The sequence below is a fragment of the Duganella margarita genome, from assembly GCF_009857535.1.
GTDB lineage: Bacteria > Pseudomonadota > Gammaproteobacteria > Burkholderiales > Burkholderiaceae_D > Rugamonas > Rugamonas margarita.
In genome coordinates this window covers 46,312-65,733 of the sequence record NZ_WWCS01000015.1, presented here as the reverse complement: position 1 = coordinate 65,733, position 19,422 = coordinate 46,312, and the positions used below count along the sequence as shown (strand labels likewise).

Annotated in this window: 15 protein-coding genes; 6 read left to right on the top strand and 9 right to left on the bottom strand. The window is 62.1% G+C overall.

The features are described 5' to 3' along the window. The 5 genes from GTP55_RS20795 to GTP55_RS20775 all read right to left on the bottom strand — a co-directional run bounded on the left by GTP55_RS20795 (nucleotide 1) and on the right by GTP55_RS20775 (nucleotide 7,033). A complete protein-coding gene (locus GTP55_RS20795; protein ID WP_202423809.1) occupies nucleotides 1-906 on the bottom strand; it encodes a MotA/TolQ/ExbB proton channel family protein in 906 nt (301 codons plus the stop codon). 83 nt (nucleotides 907-989) lie between these two features. Further along, nucleotides 990-1,652: an energy transducer TonB gene (locus GTP55_RS20790; RefSeq protein ID WP_161046764.1), complete on the bottom strand. Its 663-nt coding sequence runs from the start codon at nucleotides 1,650-1,652 to the stop codon at nucleotides 990-992. Between the two features lie 527 nt (nucleotides 1,653-2,179). Then, nucleotides 2,180-3,718, bottom strand: a complete 1,539-nt coding sequence (locus GTP55_RS20785) for a SpoVR family protein (RefSeq protein ID WP_161046763.1) — start codon at nucleotides 3,716-3,718, stop codon at nucleotides 2,180-2,182. Nucleotides 3,719-3,730: 12 nt separating this feature from the next. Continuing rightward, the gene (locus tag GTP55_RS20780; RefSeq protein ID WP_161046762.1) at nucleotides 3,731-4,999 is read right to left on the bottom strand and encodes a YeaH/YhbH family protein; all 1,269 of its coding nucleotides are present in this window, start codon (nucleotides 4,997-4,999) and stop codon (nucleotides 3,731-3,733) included. 111 nt (nucleotides 5,000-5,110) lie between these two features. Beyond that, nucleotides 5,111-7,033, bottom strand: a complete 1,923-nt coding sequence (locus tag GTP55_RS20775) for a PrkA family serine protein kinase (protein ID WP_110844776.1) — start codon at nucleotides 7,031-7,033, stop codon at nucleotides 5,111-5,113. 442 nt (nucleotides 7,034-7,475) lie between these two features. On the opposite strand from GTP55_RS20775, the gene GTP55_RS20770 reads away from it, so the two are divergent. Both GTP55_RS20770 and GTP55_RS20765 read left to right on the top strand, forming a co-directional pair. Next, the gene (locus GTP55_RS20770; protein ID WP_161046761.1) at nucleotides 7,476-8,483 is read left to right on the top strand and encodes an adenosine deaminase; all 1,008 of its coding nucleotides are present in this window, start codon (nucleotides 7,476-7,478) and stop codon (nucleotides 8,481-8,483) included. After that, nucleotides 8,484-11,021, top strand: coding sequence for an ABC transporter permease (locus tag GTP55_RS20765; RefSeq protein ID WP_161046760.1), 2,538 nt, complete (start codon nucleotides 8,484-8,486; stop codon nucleotides 11,019-11,021). It begins immediately after the preceding gene. A 77-nt stretch (nucleotides 11,022-11,098) separates the two neighbouring features. Here the strand turns inward: GTP55_RS20765 and GTP55_RS20760 are convergent, their stop codons facing one another. Both GTP55_RS20760 and GTP55_RS20755 read right to left on the bottom strand, forming a co-directional pair. Next, nucleotides 11,099-12,106, bottom strand: coding sequence for a response regulator (locus tag GTP55_RS20760; protein ID WP_161046759.1), 1,008 nt, complete (start codon nucleotides 12,104-12,106; stop codon nucleotides 11,099-11,101). A gap of 3 nt (nucleotides 12,107-12,109) precedes the next feature. After that, a complete protein-coding gene (locus GTP55_RS20755; RefSeq protein ID WP_161046758.1) occupies nucleotides 12,110-13,381 on the bottom strand; it encodes a sensor histidine kinase in 1,272 nt (423 codons plus the stop codon). 174 nt (nucleotides 13,382-13,555) lie between these two features. Between GTP55_RS20755 and cqsA the strand changes: the two genes are divergently transcribed. Genes cqsA through GTP55_RS20735 form a run of 4 tightly spaced genes read left to right on the top strand, consistent with a single transcriptional unit; the run spans nucleotide 13,556 to nucleotide 18,061 of the window. Continuing rightward, nucleotides 13,556-14,788 (top strand): alpha-hydroxyketone-type quorum-sensing autoinducer synthase, encoded by a 1,233-nt coding sequence (gene cqsA, locus GTP55_RS20750; RefSeq protein WP_161046757.1) that lies wholly within the window; start codon nucleotides 13,556-13,558, stop codon nucleotides 14,786-14,788. Between the two features lie 14 nt (nucleotides 14,789-14,802). Then, a complete protein-coding gene (locus GTP55_RS20745) occupies nucleotides 14,803-15,195 on the top strand; it encodes a group II truncated hemoglobin (protein WP_161046756.1) in 393 nt (130 codons plus the stop codon). A 3-nt stretch (nucleotides 15,196-15,198) separates the two neighbouring features. Further along, nucleotides 15,199-16,473 carry a DNA recombination protein RmuC gene (locus GTP55_RS20740; RefSeq protein WP_161046755.1) on the top strand — a complete coding sequence of 425 codons (1,275 nt, stop codon included), beginning with the start codon at nucleotides 15,199-15,201 and terminating at the stop codon, nucleotides 16,471-16,473. A 10-nt stretch (nucleotides 16,474-16,483) separates the two neighbouring features. After that, a complete protein-coding gene (locus tag GTP55_RS20735) occupies nucleotides 16,484-18,061 on the top strand; it encodes an acyl CoA:acetate/3-ketoacid CoA transferase (protein WP_161046754.1) in 1,578 nt (525 codons plus the stop codon). On the opposite strand, the gene GTP55_RS20730 is transcribed toward GTP55_RS20735, so the two are convergent. Then, nucleotides 18,012-18,809 carry an ABC transporter permease gene (locus tag GTP55_RS20730; protein ID WP_161046753.1) on the bottom strand — a complete coding sequence of 266 codons (798 nt, stop codon included), beginning with the start codon at nucleotides 18,807-18,809 and terminating at the stop codon, nucleotides 18,012-18,014. The two genes, GTP55_RS20735 and GTP55_RS20730, sit on opposite strands and share 50 nt — an antisense overlap. Then, nucleotides 18,806-19,417, bottom strand: a complete 612-nt coding sequence (locus GTP55_RS20725) for an ABC transporter ATP-binding protein (RefSeq protein WP_161046752.1) — start codon at nucleotides 19,415-19,417, stop codon at nucleotides 18,806-18,808. The genes GTP55_RS20730 and GTP55_RS20725 overlap by 4 nt, the downstream gene beginning before the upstream one ends. Nucleotides 19,418-19,422: the final 5 nt, after the last annotated feature.

The following is a 19,422-nucleotide window of genomic DNA, read 5'->3' as shown; positions in this document are numbered from 1 at the left end:
TTACCCAACTTTTTTGTTGCCGGTAGCGGTCGACATGGCGCCCGAGATCAGCACCGAGTGAACGTCAGCCGAGAAAGCACGTACGTCTTCCATTGCCGACTTGTTACGACGCACCAGCCAGTTGTAACCCAGAACGGCTGGCACTGCCACGAACAGACCGAAAGCGGTCATGATCAGCGCTTCACCCACTGGACCTGCCACTTTGTCGATCGAGGCGTTACCCGACATGCCGATGGCGATCAGTGCATTGTAAATACCCCACACGGTACCGAACAGACCGATGAACGGTGCGGTCGAACCCACGGTTGCCAGGAACGACAGGCCATCTTGCAGACGCGATTGGACTTTCTCAACAGCGCGCTGGATCGACATGGTCACCCAGGTCGACAGGTCGATTTGTTCCAGCAGGGCGCCGTCGTGGTGCGCGGTAGCCTTGGTGCCGGTTTCAGCGATGAAGCGGAATGGCGAACCGTCGGCCAGCGAAGCCGAACCAGCAGCGATCGACGAAGCTTTCCAGAACTTGGCCGACGCTTCTTTCGATTGTTTGAAGATCTTGGTCTGGTCGATCAGTTTGGTGATGATGATGTACCACGAACCCATCGACATCAGCGACAGGATGATCAGGGTGCCGCGCGATACGAAACCAGCTTCCCACACAGCAGCGAAGCCGTATGGATTTTCCACTTCTTCTTTGCCGCCTTTAGCTGCTGCTGGCGCTTCTGCTGCTGGCGCTGCTGCCGCATCCGCTGCTGGCGCTGCTGGCGCAGGCGCTGCTGCTGCATCTGCTGCTGGAGCCGAAGCGGCTGCCGAGGCTTGCTCTTGAGCCGAGCTAACCAGGGCGGTGGCTGCGGTCACCGAGAACAGCACAGCGGCCAGTACAGCGGACAAACGGGTATTCTTAAACATGCTTCCTCCAAATTGATAAAATAATCAGATCGCTGGCGTAATGACAACGAAAACTACATGTGAGACGGTGTTCTGCCTCGTTTTTACTCCAGCGTCCAGACGTATTGCATCTGCTGCCAGCCTTCTTTTGGTACGCCATCTTCCGTTGCCGGTTTGAAGCGGCATTTGGTGATACCGGCAATCGCGGCCTTGTCCAGATCGCGGAAACCACTGGATTTCACGATCTTGCCTTCGGCGACGCGGCCATCGGCTGCAATCAGGAACGACAGCTGCACGGTACCGGTTTCTTCGTTACGCAGCGACGACTTCGGCCATTCCGGCTTGGCGCAAGTGCTGAAGTCAACCACTGCTGCAGTACGCACACCGGTTTTGGCCGGACCAGGCGGCGCCGCAGGCGGTGCTGGCGGTGCTTTCTGGAGCTCGGTGGTCGCCGGCTTGACGTTGGTCGCGTTAGCGATCACGTTTTGCGGCGGTGGCGGCTGCTGCACGTTCACCTCAACTGGCGGGATGAATGGCGGCGGTGGCGCTTTCATCTCTGGCGGAGGTGGCGGTGGTGGGAGTTCCTTCGGTGGAGGAGGTTTGACCTCCTCAATGATCTTGGTCTCCACTGGTTCGACCATTTTGGCCACCAGACGTTTTCCCAAGCCCGTCACGATCCCATAAGCAACCAGGATGTGCAACAAAACGACAATCGTAATGCCTGTAAAGTTCTTCCCGGTGCTTTTCTCGTTGTGCGTGAAATTCATGCCTGCTTTCTCCAATACCAACTCTCTTTGGTGCTACTTAAACCCCAAAATGGCGACACAAAACAACAGCCGCATCCGGGACGTCGGCGAATTATACATACGAATTCTTGATTTTACATAGAATTTTCATCCCTAAAACCGGTTAAATTTCATAGGGTTTTCCTATGTGGTAGCGCTCCCTTTGCACCGTTCTGGCTCAACGAGCAAGACTCTACGGCGCATTTTTGGGCGTACACGCACCACGACGTTACTTAGTTTTCCCTTAAGGCCAAAAACGGAATTTTATGCCGGTAGTTTTACTACAGGCAGTTGATAATTTGGCCGTAAATGTTTCTTTCGTGAAATTCTAGCGGGCACTACTATACAAGTAGCTTCAGAAAAATATTGACTTCTGTCCCGCCTCATGCATTCGCGAAAAAAAACCGGGGTCAGCGCGCCGTCGCTGCCCCCGGTTTTGACTCTTGCAAGAGCCGTGCCTGAAACTGGTGCAGACACGACGCCTGAAAAAAGCCTTATATATTAGTTGGTCACGGGATCCTGCCGCGTTTCTCCCGTCTGACCTCCAAGGTACTGATGACTTCGCCGTTTGGCGCCACTGTTTCCAGATGGACGTCGAAGCCCCATAAGCGGGCAACATGTTTCAGCACCTCGCCAGCCTGCTGGTTGAGCGGACGGCGCTGGAACTGGGTATGGCGCAAGGTCAGCGCGCGGTCGTCCTGGGTGTTGACCGACCATACCTGGATGTTGGGCTCACGGTTACCCAGATTATATTGTTCCGCAAGTTGCTGGCGCACGTATCGGTAGCCGCTGTCGTCGTGGATGGCCGAGACGTTGAGCTTCTCGTTATTGTCGTCGTCCAGCACGGCGAAGAAGTGGAACTCACGGATCAGCTTGGGCGACAGGTACTGGGCGATGAAGCTCTCGTCCTTAAAATTGCGCATGGCGAAATCGAGCGTCTTTTGCCAGTCGCTGCCGGCGATGTCGGGGAACCATTCGCGGTCCTCGTCGGTCGGGTTTTCGCAGATGCGGCGGATGTCGGTCATCATCGCAAAGCCCAGCGCATACGGGTTGATGCCGCTGTAGTGCGGGCTGTTGACCGGCGGCTGGTACACCACGTTGGTATGGCTCTTGAGGAACTCCATCATGAAGCCGTCGCCGATCACGCTCTCATCGTACAACTGGTTGAGGATGGTGTAATGCCAGAAGGTGGCCCAGCCCTCATTCATCACCTGGGTCTGGCGCTGGGGGTAGAAGTACTGCGAGATCTTGCGGACGATCCGCACCATCTCGCGTTGCCACGGCTCCAGCAGCGGCGCGTACTTCTCGATGAAGTACAGCAGGTTTTCTTCCGGCTCGACCGGGAAGCGCTTGGCCGCCTTGGCGGTTTCTTCCTCCTCGCGGCGCGGCAAGGTGCGCCACAGGTCGTTAAGCTGCGACTGCACATAGGCTTCGCGTTCCTTCTGCCGCGCGCGCTCTTCCATCAACGACAGCTTGGCTGGCCGCTTGTAGCGGTCGACGCCGTAGTTCTGGATCGCATGGCAGGAATCGAGCAGCGTCTCGACCGCGTCGATGCCGTGGCGCTGTTCGCACTCGGCGATGTAGTTCTTGGCGAACACCATGTAGTCGACGATGGCCTCGGCATCGGTCCAGGTGCGGAACAGGTAATTGCCTTTGAAGAAGGAGTTGTGGCCGTAGGCCGCATGCGCGATCACCAGCGACTGCATGGTCAGGCTGTTTTCCTCCATCAGATAGGCGATGCAGGGATTGGAGTTGATGACGATCTCGTACGCCAGTCCCATCTGCCCGCGCTTGTAGCCCTTCTCGGTGCTGAGGAAATGCTTGCCGAACGACCAGTGGTTGTACGACACCGGCATGCCGACCGAGGTGTAGGCGTCCATCATCTGCTCGGCGGTGATGATCTCCAGCTGGTTTGGATACGTATCCAGCCCGAAGCCTTCGGCCACGCGGCGGATTTCCTGGTGAATCTGTTCGATCAGCTCAAAGGTCCATTCCGATTGCTCGGGCAGGGCATTGGGGTGACGCGGTTTGGCGGTCATGTCATTCATAGATGGGATCCACTACTTCGGCTGCTTCTTGAACAGTTCACGGAATACCGGATAGATATCGGCCGGCGTGACGATTTTCTGCATGGCGAAATGCTGATGGTGGTCGGGCACATGCGAATATTGTTCCCACAGGTTTTGCGGCGGGCCATCGGTAATTTCGACGTAGGTGTAATACTGGACCTTGGGCATGATGGTGTTGACCAGCAGCTGGCGGCACAGCACCGAGTCGTTGTCCCAGTTGTCGCCATCCGACGCCTGCGCCACGTAGGCGTTGTAGCTGCCGCCGCCGTAGCGCTCGTCGATGATCTTGTCCAGCAGATGCAGCGCCGACGACACCACCGTGCCGCCCGATTCGCGCGAGTGGAAGAACTCTTCCTCGTCCACTTCCGCCGCTGCCGTATGGTGGCGGATGAACACCACCTCGATCTTGTCGTACACGCGCTTGAGGAACAGGTACAGCAGGATGAAGAAGCGCTTGGCGGTGTCCTTGCGCGTCTCGTCCATCGAACCGGACACGTCCATGATGCAGAACATCACCGCCTGCGTCATCGGCTTGGGCACCTTGATGCGGTTGGTGTAGCGCAGGTCGAACGGATCGATGAAGGGAATCGCCAGCAGGCGGGTGTGCAGGTGGTGGATCAGTTTCTTCAGCTCGATCACGCGCGGGTCCAGCAGCGGCGCGCCGTCCAGCAGCAGCTGTTCCAGTTCGCGCTCGGCCTCGGCGACGCGCTTGCGCGAACCGCCGCCGACCGCGATGCGCCGGCCCAGGGCGCCGCGCAGCGAACGCAGCACGTGGATGTTCGACGGCGTGCCGGACATGTTGTAGCCGGCGCGCTGGTTCTTGAAATCGGTGCTGGCGGTCAGCTGGGTCTTGACCATGTGCGGCAGTTCCAGGTCCTCGAAGAAGTAGTTCATGAATTCTTCGCGCGACAGTTCGAAGATGAAGTCGTCTTCGGTCATCTGGTCGCTATTGCCGGCCTTGCCGCGGCCGGAACCGCCGCCGCCCTTGGGCCGGTTGATCTGGTCGCCTTTCAGGTATTCCTGGTTACCGGGGTTGACCACTTCCCACACGCCGCCATGGGCGTGGCCAAAGGAGGGCTCGCTCACATCCTTGACCGGGATGGAGACCTTTTCGCCGTTCTCAACGTCGGTGATGGAGCGGCCCTTGATGGCGCGGCCCACCGCGTCCTTGATCTGCGATTTGTAACGCCGCAAGAAGCGTTCGCGGTTGACGGCGGACTTGTTCTTGCCTTGCAAACGACGGTCGATGAGGTAAGTCAAAAGATGCCTCCTACAGAATACCTGCCGCGTCGTTCCCGCGAAAGCGGGAACCCATGCTGAGCGTGCATTCACGCGTTCTATGGGCTCCCGCCTGCGCGGGAGCGACGGGCTTTATGACGACTTCCTCACGCGCAGATACCATTCGCACAGCAAGCGGACCTGCTTGGCGGTGTAGCCTTTCTCCACCATGCGCGCGACAAAGTCGGCGTGCTTGTTGGCGTCCTCCGCGCTGGCCTTGGCGTTGAACGAAATCACCGGCAGCAGCTCTTCCGTGTTGGAGAACATCTTCTTCTCGATCACGGTGCGGAACTTTTCATAACTGGTCCACGCGGGATTCTTGCCCCCATTATTAGCGCGCGCCCGCAATCCGAAGTTGACAATCTCGTTGCGGAAATCCTTGGGATTCGAAATGCCGGCCGGCTTCTCGATTTTTTCCAGCTCGTTGTTCAGCGATTCGCGGTCGAAGCTCTCGCCGGTATCCGGATCGCGGTATTCCTGGTCCTGGATCCAGAAGTCGGCAAAGGTGACGTAGCGGTCGAAGATATTCTGGCCGTATTCCGAATACGATTCCAGGTACGCGGTCTGAATCTCCTTGCCGATAAATTCGACATAGCGCTGCGCCAGGTGCTCCTTGATGTACGAGAAGTATTTCTGCTCCAGCTCAGGCGGGAACTGCTCGCGCTCGACCTGTTGCTCCAGCACGTACAGCAGGTGCACCGGATTGGCCGCCACTTCCGTGTTGTCGAAGTTAAACACCTTGGACAGGATCTTGAACGCAAAGCGCGTCGACAGCCCGTTCATGCCCTCGTCGACGCCGGCGTAGTCGACGTACTCGTGGATCGACTTGGCCTTCGGATCGGTATCCTTGAGGTTGTCGCCATCGTACACCAGCATCTTGCTGAAGATGCTGGAGTTCTCCGGATCTTTCAGCCGCGACAGGATGGCGAACTGCGCCATCATGCGCAAGGTGCCCGGCGCACAAGGCGCACTCGACAGCGAGGAATTGAACAGCAGCTTGTCGTAGATCTTGATCTCGTCGCTGACGCGCAGGCAGTACGGCACTTTGACGATGTAGATACGATCGAGGAAAGCCTCGTTGTTGCGGTTATTCTTGAAGGTTTTCCACTCGGACTCATTCGAGTGCGCCAGCACCACGCCGTCGAACGGAATCGCGCCAAAGCCCTCGGTGCCCTTGTAGTTGCCTTCCTGCGTGGCGGTCAGCAGCGGGTGCAGCACCTTGATCGGCGCCTTGAACATCTCGACGAATTCCATCAGCCCCTGGTTGGCCAGGCACAGCCCGCCGGAGTAGCTGTAGGCGTCCGGATCGTCCTGCGAATAATCTTCCAGCTTGCGGATATCGACCTTGCCGACCAGCGAGGAAATATCCTGGTTGTTCTCGTCACCCGGTTCCGTTTTGGAAATGCCGATCTGTTTCAGCACCGACGGGTAGCGCCGGATCACACGGAACTGGTTGATGTCGCCGTTAAATTCGTGCAGGCGCTTGACCGCCCACGGCGATGGGATATTGCGCAGGTAGCGGCGCGGGATGCCGTAGTCTTCTTCGAGGATGGTGCCGTCCTCTTCCTCGTTGAAAAGGCCCAGCGGCGACTCGTTCACCGGCGAACCCTTCAGGCAATAGAAGGGCACATGTTCCATCAGCGACTTGAGCTTTTCCGCGATCGACGACTTACCGCCGCCTACCGGGCCCAGCAGGTAAAGGATCTGCTTGCGTTCTTCCAGCCCCTGCGCCGCGTGGCGGAAATAGGACACCACTTGCTCGATGACTTCCTCGGTGCCGTAGAACTCGCGAAATGCCGGATAAATCTTGATGATCTTGTTGGCGAAGATGCGCGACAGGCGCGTGTCGTTGCGCGTGTCGATCAGGGTGGGTTCGCCGATGGCGGCCAGCATGCGCTCGGCGGCGCTGGCATAGGTCAGCCGGTCTTTCTTGCAAAGTTCGAGATATTCCTTCATGGACATCTCTTCTTCTTTGGTCCGTTCGTATCGTGCGGCGTAGTTGTCAAAAATGGTCATGTGAATGTCCTTTGATGATGAAAACCTGCTGGTCACGAGTCACCGGCAGTTCGCCTGCCCTGGCTCTGATTTGTATAATCCCTTTCGTTCTTATTTTTCTTCTGGTCAGCTTCTCTTGGGTGGCACGGATTGCCCGTGCCTTTGAGCTGGCTTTCTGGCCGGATGGCGGCTTTTATGTGTTGGTCGTAACGCTTCTTACGTCTATGAAATTGATTATTGCGCTATTGCCGCAGGAAGTCAAAAGGTATGTCGTAATATCGTTAATACTCTTTTGTAACTTCATGATTTAAAAAGAAAATATCGATTTAATCACGTCAATTTCGTGGTGTTTTTTGGTCCTTCAACACCACAGTAACACGGCTTGCGAAGATGTGCTGCCACACTCTCCGCCGCATGAGATAAGATGGATCAATTCAGGAACCAGGTAACAGGAATAAATCAAATGTTGAACGATCAATTACGCCGTGTTTTGCAGCAGATGCCCAAAGCCGAGCTGCACATCCATATCGAAGGCTCGCTGGAGCCCGAACTGATCTTTGCGCTGGCCGAACGCAACGGCGTCAAGCTGGCGTACGGTTCGGTGGAAGAGTTGCGCGCGGCGTACGCTTTTACCGATTTGCAATCCTTCCTCGACATCTACTACGCTGGCGCCAGCGTGCTGTTGAAGGAGCAGGACTTTTACGACATGACCGCCGCCTACCTCAAGCGCGCGGAAGAAGACAATGTGCGTCACACCGAAATCTTCTTCGATCCGCAAACGCACACCGCGCGCGGCGTCGACATCAAGGTGGTGATTGACGGCATCTACCGCGCCTGCCAGGACAGCCCGGTCAGCGCCACGCTGATCCTGTGCTTCCTGCGTCACCTGTCCGAAGAAGATGCGATCGCCACGCTGGAGGCGGCGCTGCCGTACCGCGACAAGTTCATCGGCGTCGGACTGGACTCGTCGGAAGTTGGCAATCCGCCGGAGAAGTTTGCCAACGTGTTTGCGCGTTGCCACGCACTGGGCCTGCACCTGGTGGCGCACGCCGGCGAAGAGGGCCCACCGGCCTACATCTACACCGCGCTCGATACGCTGAAGGTGGAACGCATCGACCACGGCGTGCGCTGCCTGGAAGACCAGGCGCTGACCGCGCGTCTGGCGCGCGAAAAGATGGCGCTGACCGTGTGCCCGCTGTCCAACATCAAGCTGTGCGTGTTCGACAAAATGGAGCAGCACAATATTCTCGAACTGCTGGACGCCGGCATCGTGGCGACCGTCAACTCGGACGATCCGGCCTACTTCGGCGGCTACATGAACGACAACTTCATCGCCACCTTTGAAGCGCTGCCGCTCGGCCTGTCGCACGCGCAGACGCTGGCGCGCAACAGCTTCTCGGCAGCCTTCCTGCCGGCCGACAAAAAGCAGCAGTATCTTGATGAAGTAGACGCCTTCTTCGCGCAAATCTAAATGCTCAAACTCGCCCTCAACATGACAGCGCGCGACTGGCGTGCCGGCCAGTTGCGCTTTCTGCTGATCGCGCTGACGGTGGCGGTTGCCGCCTTGTCCGCCACCGGCTTTTTCATCGACCGCCTGCGCAGCGGACTGGATCGCGACGCCCACCAGTTGCTGGGCGCCGATGTGGTGGTCAGCGCCGACTTGCCGGTGCGGGCCGAGTGGCGCGCGCAAGCCATCCAGCGCGGCCTGACGGTGACCGATACCGTTACCTTCCCCAGCATGGCGCAAGCCGGCGAGGGCGATGCGTCCACCTCCATGCTGTCGGCGCTGAAAGCCGTCGGTCCCGGCTACCCGCTGCGCGGCAAGGTGAAGATTACCACCGACGCCGCGCAGGCCGAGCAAAGCATCGGCACGCCCGCCACCACTGTTCCCGCGCCGGGCACGGTGTGGATCGAACCCGGTCTGCTGGGCAGCCTGAATACCAAGGTCGGCCAGCCGCTCAAGCTGGGCGACAAGACTTTTACCGTCACCCAGCTGATCGCCACTGAGCCGGATCGCGGCGCCAACTTCCTGGCCTTCGCGCCGCGCGTGATGCTGGCGTTGTCCGATCTGGATGCCACCAATCTGATCCAGCCCGGCTCGCGCGTGAATTACCGCCTGCTGGTCGGCACGCCGCCGGCGCTGAAGAACGGCGCCGCTGTTGCCAAGGCTTATCAGGACTGGCTGCAAGCGGAAATCAAGAACAACAACATCAAGGGCGTGCGCGTCGAGTCGCTGGAAAACGGCCGCCCTGAAATGCAGGCCACGCTGGAGCGCGCGGACCGCTTCCTGTCGCTGGTCGGCCTGCTGTCGGCGATGCTGGCGGCGGTGGCCGTGGCGATGGCTGCGCGCCGCTTCATGCAGCGCCACCTGGATGCCTGCGCCATGCTGCGCTGCCTGGGCCTGACGCAGAACCAGGTCACGTCCATGTACCTGATCGAATTCCTGCTGGTCGGCCTGCTGGGCAGCGCCATGGGCGTGGCGCTCGGCTTCGGCGCGCACTACGTGCTGCTGGAAGTGCTGGGGTCACTGGTGTCCGCCGAACTGCCGGCGCCGACCATCTACCCGGCGTTGCAAGGCATGGCGATCGGCATTCTGCTGCTGGCCGCGTTTGCGCTGCCGCCGATCCTGCAACTGCGCAAAGTACCGCACAACCGCGTGATCCGCCGCGAACAGGAGCCGCCGAAAGTCACCGCGCTGGCCACCTACGGCTTCGGCATGGCCGGCTTTGTGGCGCTGCTGCTGTGGCAGGCGGGCGATGTGGCGATGGCGCTGTACACGGCCCTCGGCTTTATCGGCGCGTTTGCCGTGTTCGCGCTGGTGGCCTGGCTTGGCCTGCGTTCCCTGCGTTCGCTGCGCGGCGCGATTGATCACCAAAGCTGGCGCTTCGCCGTCACGTCCTTGCAGCGCCGCCCCGGCGCGACCATTGTGCAGGTGGTATCGCTGGCGCTGGGCATGATGGCGCTGCTGGTGCTGACCGTGGTGCGCGGCGATCTGATGACGGCCTGGCGCAACGCCACGCCGCCGGACGCGCCCAACCGCTTCATCATCAACATCCAGCCGGAGCAGCAACAGGACCTCGGCAAGCGCCTGCAGGCGGCGGGCGTAAAGTACGCGCCGCAGTATCCGATGATACGCGGCCGCCTGACGGCCGTGAACGACAAGCCGGTCACCGCCGAGACCTACACCGAAGACCGCGCCAAAGGCCTGGCCGACCGCGAATTCAATCTGTCCTCTATGGCGCAGATGCAGGCCGAGAACAAGCTGGTGGAAGGCAGATGGTTCGAGGACAAGCCGGGCGCCGGCGAAGCGTCGGTGGAACAGGGCATCGCCAAGACGCTGCACTGGAAGCTGGGCGACAAGCTGCGCTTCGATATCGCCGGCACGCCGGTGGATGTGACCATCACCAGCATCCGCAAGCTTGACTGGGGCTCGATGCGGGTCAACTTCTTCGTCATCATCAACCCGGCGGCGATGACGGAAGTGTCGCAAAGCTGGATCACCGCCTTCCATCTGCCGCAAGGGCAGGGCGCGGCGATGAATGCGCTGACGCGGGATTATCCCAACCTGACCATCGTCGATGTCGGCGGCATTTTGCGCCAGGTGCAGGCGGTGCTGGACCAGGTGATTACGGCGGTGGAGTTCCTGTTCATCTTTACGCTGGCTTCCGGCGTGCTGGTGCTGTATGCGGCGCTGATGGGTTCCCAGGACGAGCGCACGCGTGAAGCGGGCCTGTTGCGGGCCTTGGGCGCGACGCGCAGGCAGCTGTCGCAGGCGCAGTTGATCGAGTTCACGCTGGTCGGTGCGCTGTCCGGCGTGCTGGCGGCGACCGGCGCGGCAGCCATGGGCTGGGCGCTGGCCACCTACCAGTTCAAGTTTGCGTGGGAATTCAGCCCTGCCGTGTGGCTGGTCGGCCTGCTGGCCGGCGCGCTGTGCGCCATCGCCGGCGGCTGGCTGGGACTGCGCAACGTGCTGCGCCAGCCGCCGCTGCAAACGCTGCGCGAAGCGTGAGCCGCGTCGCCCGCGCGCACGCGGGGGCCTATGCTGAGCAAGCGTTCCATGGGTCCCCGCTTACGCGAGGACGACGCTTACGCCGCAACCATCTGCGGCTGCAGCTCCTGCAGGAACTGCGCATAGGTGTAGGGGCGCTGGTCGAAGTAGTGGGCCGGCAGTTCGAACAGCGCCCAGTAATACGTCTCCTTGCCCTGGCAGATGCGCGGCGCGGCGCTGTAGCGGTGCCAGTTCTCGCTCATGCTGCTGGTGTACATGCCGTCGCCATACGGATCGCTGAAGAAGGTCAGCACGCGCCGCTCCAGCAGCGCGCGCAGCAGCGACCGTGGCGCGTCGCTGTCGCGCGCGATCTCATATTGCGACTGCATGCTTTCCTCGGTTTCGATCATCATCAGCGTGGCCTTGCCGTCGCGGTCGAGGAACAGGATGCCGGTCGGATTGGGAAAGATGTAATGCTCGACGAAGCCCAGCGTGCGCTTGAGCTCCCGCACCACTTCCGCCAGCGCCGGATCGGTCAAAAAGCGGTAATCATGCAGCGCCACCATGTCGCGGATGGTGTCGGAGCGGTTGTCGAAATAGCGCTCCTGTAGCGCCGCCACTTCCATCTCCAGAATGTCCAGCGCGTGGTCGTCGCTCTTCTTGATGTAGCGGTCGATCAGGCCGCGGTTGAAGGCGCTGACGGCGATCTTCTCATCGGCCGCGCCGGTGAACAGAATCTTCTTGCAAGGCAGATGCGCCACCGCTTCGCAGAACTCCACGCCATTCATCTGCGGCATCGAGTAATCCACCACCAGCACCGACGGCATCGCAAAGCGCTCGCGCTGTTCGGCGATGCGGTAGATGCGTTCCAGGTCCAGCGCCACGTTGCACTGGTCGGCCGGCAGATTCTGCATGTCGAAGTTGACGTGCAGCGGCACGTCGCGTTCCGGCGCGCTGGCGCGTAGCCACAGCAGCGCTTCGGCGGTGTCGTGGAAGGTTTTGTTGGCCAACATGGGATCGAGCTGGAACGACAGGCTGCGCAAGAACGAATCGCTGTCGTCTATCAGCACGGTCAGCGTGGGATGGGCGTAGACGGGTAGATGCATGGTTCACCTCGCGGGGAATTCCAGAATGAAGATGGCGTAGGCGCTCTCGCGCGATACGCAGCGGATCTTGGCGCGCCACGCATCCATGATTTCCTGGCACAACGCCAGGCCGATGCCGGCGCCGTTGTGCGGCGGATGCGAATAGAAACGGCGGAAAATCATCGCCAGCTGCGAGGTCGGTATGCCGCAGCCGGTATCGATGAACAGCAGGCGTGGCGGCTGGTGGCCGCCGTCGATGATGATGCGCACGCGCCCCTTGCCGGCGCGCTGCACGGCGCGCAGCGCGTTGCGCAGCAGGTTAAGCAGCACCACCACCGCCAGTTCCGTCTGGCCGGCGAACTGGAAGTTGTGGCGCACCTCCAGCCGGACCTGCTTCTGCTGCTTGGTGCTGACGAACGGATAGCGCTTCAGCACCGCCTCCACCACGTTCTCCATCGACACCGTCTCCACCGGGTGCAGGTTTTGCCGCACCGCCGTGGCGCTCAGCAGGAACAGGTCGATCATGTGATTCATATGGCGCACCTCGAACTGGATGCGCGCCAGCGCGTCGATGATGGTCAGGCGGTCGTCCGGACTCTGGCCCGGACTCTGGGCGTCGGCCATCATGCGCAGCAGCCCGCGCACGTTGGCGTCGACGCTGGTCAACGGCGTGCGCAGCTCGTGCGCCACGGTGGCCAGGCCGGCGCCCATGCCGGCCAGTTTTTCCTGCGCCAGCACATGGCGGCTGATCTTGGCCACCGACAGCACGGCGATGGTGAACAGGTGGATCGGTAACTGCTGCAGCACCTGCCGGCTCAGCAGCATGTCGCCGGCGCCGAGCGCCGCCGCCGCCACGCAGGCCAGCGTGGTGCCGATGACGTAGGCGCGCAGCGCCAGGCCGGTGTCGAAATGGAACAGCACCACCAGCCCGATCAGCAGCGATTCGCCCCACACGCCGGACGCGTGGTTCATCAAGAACATAAACGTGAAGAAGAACGGAAAAATGTAGCTGAGTGTGACCAGCAGATACAGGTTCAGCATCTGCCGGCTGAACTGGCGTGCGAACAGGCCCAGCGCACACAACAGGATGCCAAGCAGGCGCAGCGACAGCGACTCGTATTCCTGCGGAAAGAAGTGCTGCCAGATCACGTAGTACAGCGGCATGCCCACCGTGCCGATGCAGGACAGCAGCAGCACGCGCACGGTCGCATGGTCTTCGCGGCCGTGATACAGCAACAAAGACTGCACCAGTCCGTGTTGCCAGCGCTTCCAGCGTTCTTGCAGGGTCGGGCTCATGATCACGTTTGACTTTTATCAAGTTGCCATCATGGCCTTAATTTACAACGTGGTTGGGGGTATCAAAACGGGAATTGATCCGCATCAATCTCTTTGAGTTTTTTTCGCCGCATCGTGGACTTGCGGTTCATAAAAAAACAATCTTTTTTGTTCCACCCTCCAGGAGATGTCGCCATGACCTACGCTATTGCCGAACACCAAGCTCATACCCTTTTTCCCGACTTTGTCACCCGCCGCATGGACCTGCATTACGTCACGCGGATCGCCCAGCTGCTGGGCGGCGAACATCCGCACGCCTGGCAGCCGACGCCGGCCAACGCGGTGTTTTTGGCTGGCAATGACTATCTGTGCCTGGCGGGGGAGCCGGCGCTGGTGTGCGCGCAGGTGACAGCCTTGCAGCACAGCCAGGGCGAGATGCTGATGTCGGCCGTGTACCTGCAGGAGGGCAGCGCCCAGCACCGGCTGGAGCGCAAGCTGGCGCGCTTCATGGGGGCCGAAGACGGCATCCTGGCGCAATCCGGCTGGGCCGCCAACGTCGGCCTGGTGCAGACGCTGGCCGGGCCGGGCATCCCGGTGTATCTGGACATGCAGGCGCACGCCTCGCTGTGGGAGGGCGTGCAGTCGGCCGGCGCGCTGCCGGTGTCCTTCCTGCATAACGACATGGAGCATTTGCAGAAGCAGTTGCAGCGTCACGGCCGCGGCCTGATCGTGGTCGATGCGCTGTACAGCACCAACGGCAGCGTGGCGCCGCTGGCGGAACTGGTGGAGATTGCGGAGCGCAGCGGCTGCATGCTGATCGTCGACGAGTCGCACTCGCTGGGCACGCACGGGCCGCGCGGCGCCGGACTGGTGGCGGCGCTGGGCTTGAGCGACAGAGTGCATTTCCGAACGGCGTCGCTGGCCAAGGCGTTTGCCGGACGGGCGGGCTTCATCAGTTGTTCCAGCTACTTCAAGGGCTACTTCCTGTCGGAGTCGCGCCCGGCGATTTTCAGTTCCTGCCTGCTGGGCCATGAGCTGGCGTGGTTTGACGCCGCCATCGACTTCATTGCCGCCGCCGATGACCGCCGCGCCACGCTGCATGCCCACGCGCGCGAACTGCGCGAGGAGTTGAGCGCCCTGGGCTACAACGTCAGCGACGGCAGCGAGCAAATCATCGCGCTGGAACCAGGGCCGGAACCGAAGACGCTGGCCTTGCGCAAGCTGCTGGAAAAGCACGGCGTCTACGGCGCCATGTTCTGCGCGCCGGCCACGCCGAAGAACCGCTCGCTGGTGCGGCTGACGCTCAATTCCGGGCTGGATCGCGCGCAGCTGGCGCGCATCGTCCACGCCTGCGACGCGATTCGCGGCCAGGTCGAGCTGGAGAACTGGTCGTCCACACGGCGCCTGCGCAAGCTGGCGCTGGTATAAGCTATCATGGCGGGATGACTGAAGAATCCCGCACCCTGTATGAAGTAATTGGTGGCGAGCCGACCGTGCGCGACATGGTCGACCGCTTTTATGATTTGATGGAGCTGGAACCGGAGTTCCAGCTGCTGCGCTCCGTGCACGGTCCGTCGCTGGAGAACGCGCGCCAGCGCCTGTTCATGTTCCTCAGCGGCTGGATGGGCGGCCCGGACCTGTACCAGGAAGCGCACGGCCATCCGCGCCTGCGCATGCGGCACATGCCGTTCGCCATCGGCACCCAGGAGCGCGACCAGTGGCTGCGCTGCATGGCGTGGGCGATGGAAGATGTCGGCATCGACACCGAACTGCGCGTACGGCTGATGAACTCCTTCTTCCAGACCGCCGACTGGATGCGTAACAAGCCGGATTAACCCATGAGCCAGATCGAGTTTTTCGTGTTGTTGGCGGCGCTGGCCGCCGTGATCGTGTTGCAGGTGCTGGCGATGCTGCGATCCCGCAGCAGCCCGGCGGCCGATCTGGCCGAGCGCATCGAACGCGTCGAGCGCGAAGTGCGCATGCAGCTGCAAACCACGGCGCAGACCAGCAACGCCGCCACCGTGCAGCAGTTTGAAGCGATGCGCCGCCAGCTGGAAGCGCAAGGCCTGGTCGGCCGCAACGAGCAGGCGCGCAGCCTGAAGGCGTTTGCCGACACCATGCATCAGCGCATGGAGGAAATCCGCGGTACGCTGGAAACCAAGATCAAGGATCTGCAAGCCGACAACGGCATGCGCCTCGAAGAGATGCGCAAGACGGTCGACGAAAAACTGCACGCCACGCTGGAGACGCGATTGACGGCGTCGTTCCAGCAGGTGTCGGAACGGCTGGAGCGCGTGCACCAGGGCCTGGGCGAAATGCAGCAGCTGGCGCTGGGCGTCGGCGATCTGAAGCGCGTGCTGACCAACGTGAAAACGCGCGGCACCTGGGGCGAGGTGCAGCTGGAAATGCTGCTGGAGCAGGTGCTGACGCCGGAACAATACGGCAAGAACGTCGAGACCATCGCCGGCAGCGGCGCGCGCGTCGAGTTCGCGCTCAAGCTGCCCGGCCAGAACGACAATGGCACGCCGGTGTGGATGCCGATCGATGCCAAGTTCCCGAAGGAGCAGTACGAACGCCTGCTGGAAGCGGCCGACAACGCCGATGCGGAAGGCGTGGCGCTGGCCGGCCGGGAACTGGAACGCGCGGTGCGGGTCGAAGCCAAGACCATCTCCGAAAAGTATGTGTCGCCGCCGCACACCACCGACTTCGCCATCCTGTTCCTGCCCACCGAAGGCTTGTACGCGGAAGTGATGCGCCGTCCCGGCCTGGCCGATGACCTGCAACGGGTGCACCGCATCAGCATCGCCGGGCCGTCGACGCTGACGGCGCTGCTCAACAGCCTGCAAATGGGCTTCCGCACGCTGGCGCTGGAAAAACGCTCGTCGGAAGTGTGGCAGGTGCTGGGTGCGGTCAAAACCGAGTTCGCCAAATTCGGCGACGTGCTGGCCGCCACCAAGCTGACGCTGGAACGCGCCGCCAAGAATATCGAATCGGCCGAGACCCGCAGCCGCGTGATGGCGCGCAAGCTGAAGACGGTGGAGGCGCTGCCGAGCGAACAGGCGCAATTGCTGATGGGAGCAGAGTTGGACAAGAGCGACCTCGATATCGAATAAGGAGCGCGGCATGGACGGCAAGGTGGTGAGCGCGGCGCACGCCGTGGGCCTGATACGCGACGGCGACACCATCGCCACCGGCGGCTTTGTCGGCGTCGGCTTCGCCGAGAACCTGGCGGTGGCGCTGGAGCAGCGCTTCCTGACTACCGCCACGCCGCGCGAACTGACGCTGGTCTACGCGGCCGGGCAGGGCGACGGCAAGGACCGTGGCCTGAATCACCTGGGCCACGAAGGGCTGGTGCGTCGCATCATCGGCGGCCACTGGAGCCTGGTGCCCAAGCTGCAGCAGCTGGCCATCAGCGGCAAGGTGGAAGCGTACAACCTGCCGCAAGGGGTCATCAGCCAGCTGTTTCGCGACACCGCCGCCGGCAAGCCGGGATTGCTGACGCATGTCGGCCTGGGCACGTTTGTCGATCCGCGCCATGGCGGCGGCAAGATCAACCACCGCACCACCGAAGACCTGGTCGAGCTGACCACGCTCGGCGGCAAGGAGCACCTGTTCTACAAAACCCATCCGATCCAGGTGGCGCTGATACGCGGCACCACGGCCGACGCCAACGGCAACGTCACCATGGAGCGCGAGGCGCTGACGCTGGAGGCCCTGGCCATCGCCATGGCGGCGCATAACTCGGGCGGCATCGTCATCGTGCAGGTGGAGCGCATCGCGCAGCGCGGCGCGCTCAATCCACGCCAGGTGAAGATCCCCGGCATCCTGGTGGACTACGTGGTGGTGGCGGAGCAGCCGGGGTATCACATGCAGACGTTTGCCGAGGTTTACAACCCGGCCTTCGCCAGCGAATCACGGGTGGCCTTGTCGGCGCTGGGCGAAATGCCGCTGTCGGACCGCAAGGTGATCGCGCGCCGCGCGCTGATGGAACTGCGGCCGGGTGACGTGGTCAACCTCGGCATCGGCATGCCGGAGGGCGTGGCGGTGGTGGCGGCGGAAGAGCAGATGCTGGAGCTGGTAACGCTGACGGCGGAAGCCGGCGTGATCGGCGGCATGCCGGCGTCGGGCCTGAATTTTGGCGCGGCGATCAATGCCGACGCGGTCATCGACCAGCCCTACCAGTTTGATTTTTACGACGGCGGCGGGCTCGATGTGGCCATTCTCGGACTGGCGCAGGCGGACCGGCAGGGCAATCTGAACGTCAGCAAATTCGGCAGCAAGCTGGCTGGCGCGGGTGGATTCATCAACATCAGCCAGAACGCGCGCAAGGTGGTGTTTGTCGGCACTTTTACCGCCGCCGGCGGGGCCACGCGCAAGTTTGTCCATGAAGTCGAGCATCGCACCTACAGCGGCAGCTACGCGGCGCAGCGCGGGCAGGAAGCCTTGTTCGTGACGGAGCGCTGCGTGTTCCGGCTGGTGCTGCGGGACGGCGAGTCCGGGCTGGAGCTGATCGAGATCGCGCCGGATGTCGATGTGGAGCGCGACATCCTGGCGCAGATGGACTTCCGGCCGGCCATCAGCGATCGGCTGAAGATCATGGATGCGCGCCTGTTTGCGCCGGGCTTGATGCAGTGGAGTAGCGCGGTTGACCTCAGCGGCTCGTCAAGCGCTCCAGCCGCAGGCGGTGACGCTCGTCCGTGACGCTGCGCGCGGCCAGGTAGACCGCCAGCGTGACGGAGATGCCGCTGCCGCCGGCCAGTAAAAACATCAGCAGGATCTGGTAGCGTACCGCGTCCATCGGGTCCATGCCGGCGAGGATCTGGCCGGTCATGATGCCGGGCAGGGTGATGATGCCGGCCGCCGACATCTGGTTGATGATCGGGATCAGGCCTTTGCGCACCGAGTCGCGGATCAGCGGCGCCAGCGCTTCGTTGCGGGTGGCGCCCAGCACCAGCTGGCCCTCGATGGCGGCGCGCGAGTTGACCACGCCGCCGTAGAAGGTGTCCAGTCCCAGGCTGGCGGAATTGAGCACATTACCCAGCACGATGCCGATCAGCGGCACGGCGTATTGCGGCTCGTACCAGGGCGTTGGATGCAGCACCGTCAGCAGCGCCAGCATCACCGTGGCGACGCTGGACAGGCCGACGCTGGCCGTGGCCAGCCACACGCCGGGCCAGCCGCGCAGGCTGTGCGCCGGCCGCGCCACCACTTCGCGCGCGGCAGCGGCGATCATCAGCAGCGCCACCGCCAGCGTGGCGGCCGGCGACGCCAGCGCGAACACCCAGCGCAGCACCACGCCCACCAGCAGCAGCTGCACCACCATGCGCACAGCGGACCACAGCATCATGCGCTGCATGCGCAAGCCGAGATACGCCGAGATGCCGGCGTTCAGCACCACCAGCGAGGAGGCGATGGTGAGGTCGATGGCGCCGGGCTGGATGGCGTTCATTGGATGACCTCATGCAGCTGGCGCTCGCGCATGGTCATGTGGCGGTGGCCCAGGGTTTGCGCCTGCGCTTCGGAATGGGTGACCAGGATCAGCGACAGGCCGTTGGCTACTTCCCTGCGCAGCAGCGCTTCGCTGGCGGCCACTGATTCCGGGTCCAGCGCGGCGGTCGGTTCGTCCAGCAGCAGCACCTTGGGGCTGCAGGCCAGTGAGCGAATCAGCGCCATGCGCTGGCGCTCGCCGGTGGACAGGCGGCTCACCTCATGTTCCAGCAGCGCCGGCGACAGGTTCAGTTGCGGCAGCAGTTCCTGCATGCGCGGAATCTGACCCGGCTTGAAGTGTGCGCCGGCGGTGGGCAGCCACCATGCCGGTTCGGCCGGCTGGTACAGCACCTGCGCGCGCCACGCGGGCGCGCTGATGCCGGAGCGCGGCGCGCCGTCGAGCAGGATCTCGCCAGTGTTGGGATCGAGGTCGCACAGCATGCGCAGCAGCAGGCTTTTACCTGAACCGGATGGGCCGGAGATGGTAATGCACTGGCCGGCCGCCAGCTCGAATGAGTAGGGGCCGGCGAGGGGCGATTGCAGCTGGTGGATTTGCAGGCGCGGCGGCATGAAGC

Excerpts from the sequence above, each read along its gene's own strand:
- GTP55_RS20795 (WP_202423809.1), bottom strand. The coding sequence starts at position 906 with ATGTTTAAGAATACCCGTTTGTCCGCTGTACTGGCCGCTGTGCTGTTC.
- GTP55_RS20790 (WP_161046764.1), bottom strand. The coding sequence starts at position 1,652 with ATGAATTTCACGCACAACGAGAAAAGCACCGGGAAGAACTTTACAGGC.
- GTP55_RS20785 (WP_161046763.1), bottom strand. The coding sequence starts at position 3,718 with ATGAATGACATGACCGCCAAACCGCGTCACCCCAATGCCCTGCCCGAG.
- GTP55_RS20775 (WP_110844776.1), bottom strand. The coding sequence starts at position 7,033 with ATGACCATTTTTGACAACTACGCCGCACGATACGAACGGACCAAAGAA.
- GTP55_RS20770 (WP_161046761.1), top strand. The coding sequence starts at position 7,476 with ATGTTGAACGATCAATTACGCCGTGTTTTGCAGCAGATGCCCAAAGCC.
- GTP55_RS20765 (WP_161046760.1), top strand. The coding sequence starts at position 8,484 with ATGCTCAAACTCGCCCTCAACATGACAGCGCGCGACTGGCGTGCCGGC.
- GTP55_RS20760 (WP_161046759.1), bottom strand. The coding sequence starts at position 12,106 with ATGCATCTACCCGTCTACGCCCATCCCACGCTGACCGTGCTGATAGAC.
- GTP55_RS20755 (WP_161046758.1), bottom strand. The coding sequence starts at position 13,381 with ATGAGCCCGACCCTGCAAGAACGCTGGAAGCGCTGGCAACACGGACTG.
- cqsA (WP_161046757.1), top strand. The coding sequence starts at position 13,556 with ATGACCTACGCTATTGCCGAACACCAAGCTCATACCCTTTTTCCCGAC.
- GTP55_RS20745 (WP_161046756.1), top strand. The coding sequence starts at position 14,803 with ATGACTGAAGAATCCCGCACCCTGTATGAAGTAATTGGTGGCGAGCCG.
- GTP55_RS20740 (WP_161046755.1), top strand. The coding sequence starts at position 15,199 with ATGAGCCAGATCGAGTTTTTCGTGTTGTTGGCGGCGCTGGCCGCCGTG.
- GTP55_RS20735 (WP_161046754.1), top strand. The coding sequence starts at position 16,484 with ATGGACGGCAAGGTGGTGAGCGCGGCGCACGCCGTGGGCCTGATACGC.
- GTP55_RS20730 (WP_161046753.1), bottom strand. The coding sequence starts at position 18,809 with ATGAACGCCATCCAGCCCGGCGCCATCGACCTCACCATCGCCTCCTCG.
- GTP55_RS20725 (WP_161046752.1), bottom strand. The coding sequence starts at position 19,417 with ATGCCGCCGCGCCTGCAAATCCACCAGCTGCAATCGCCCCTCGCCGGC.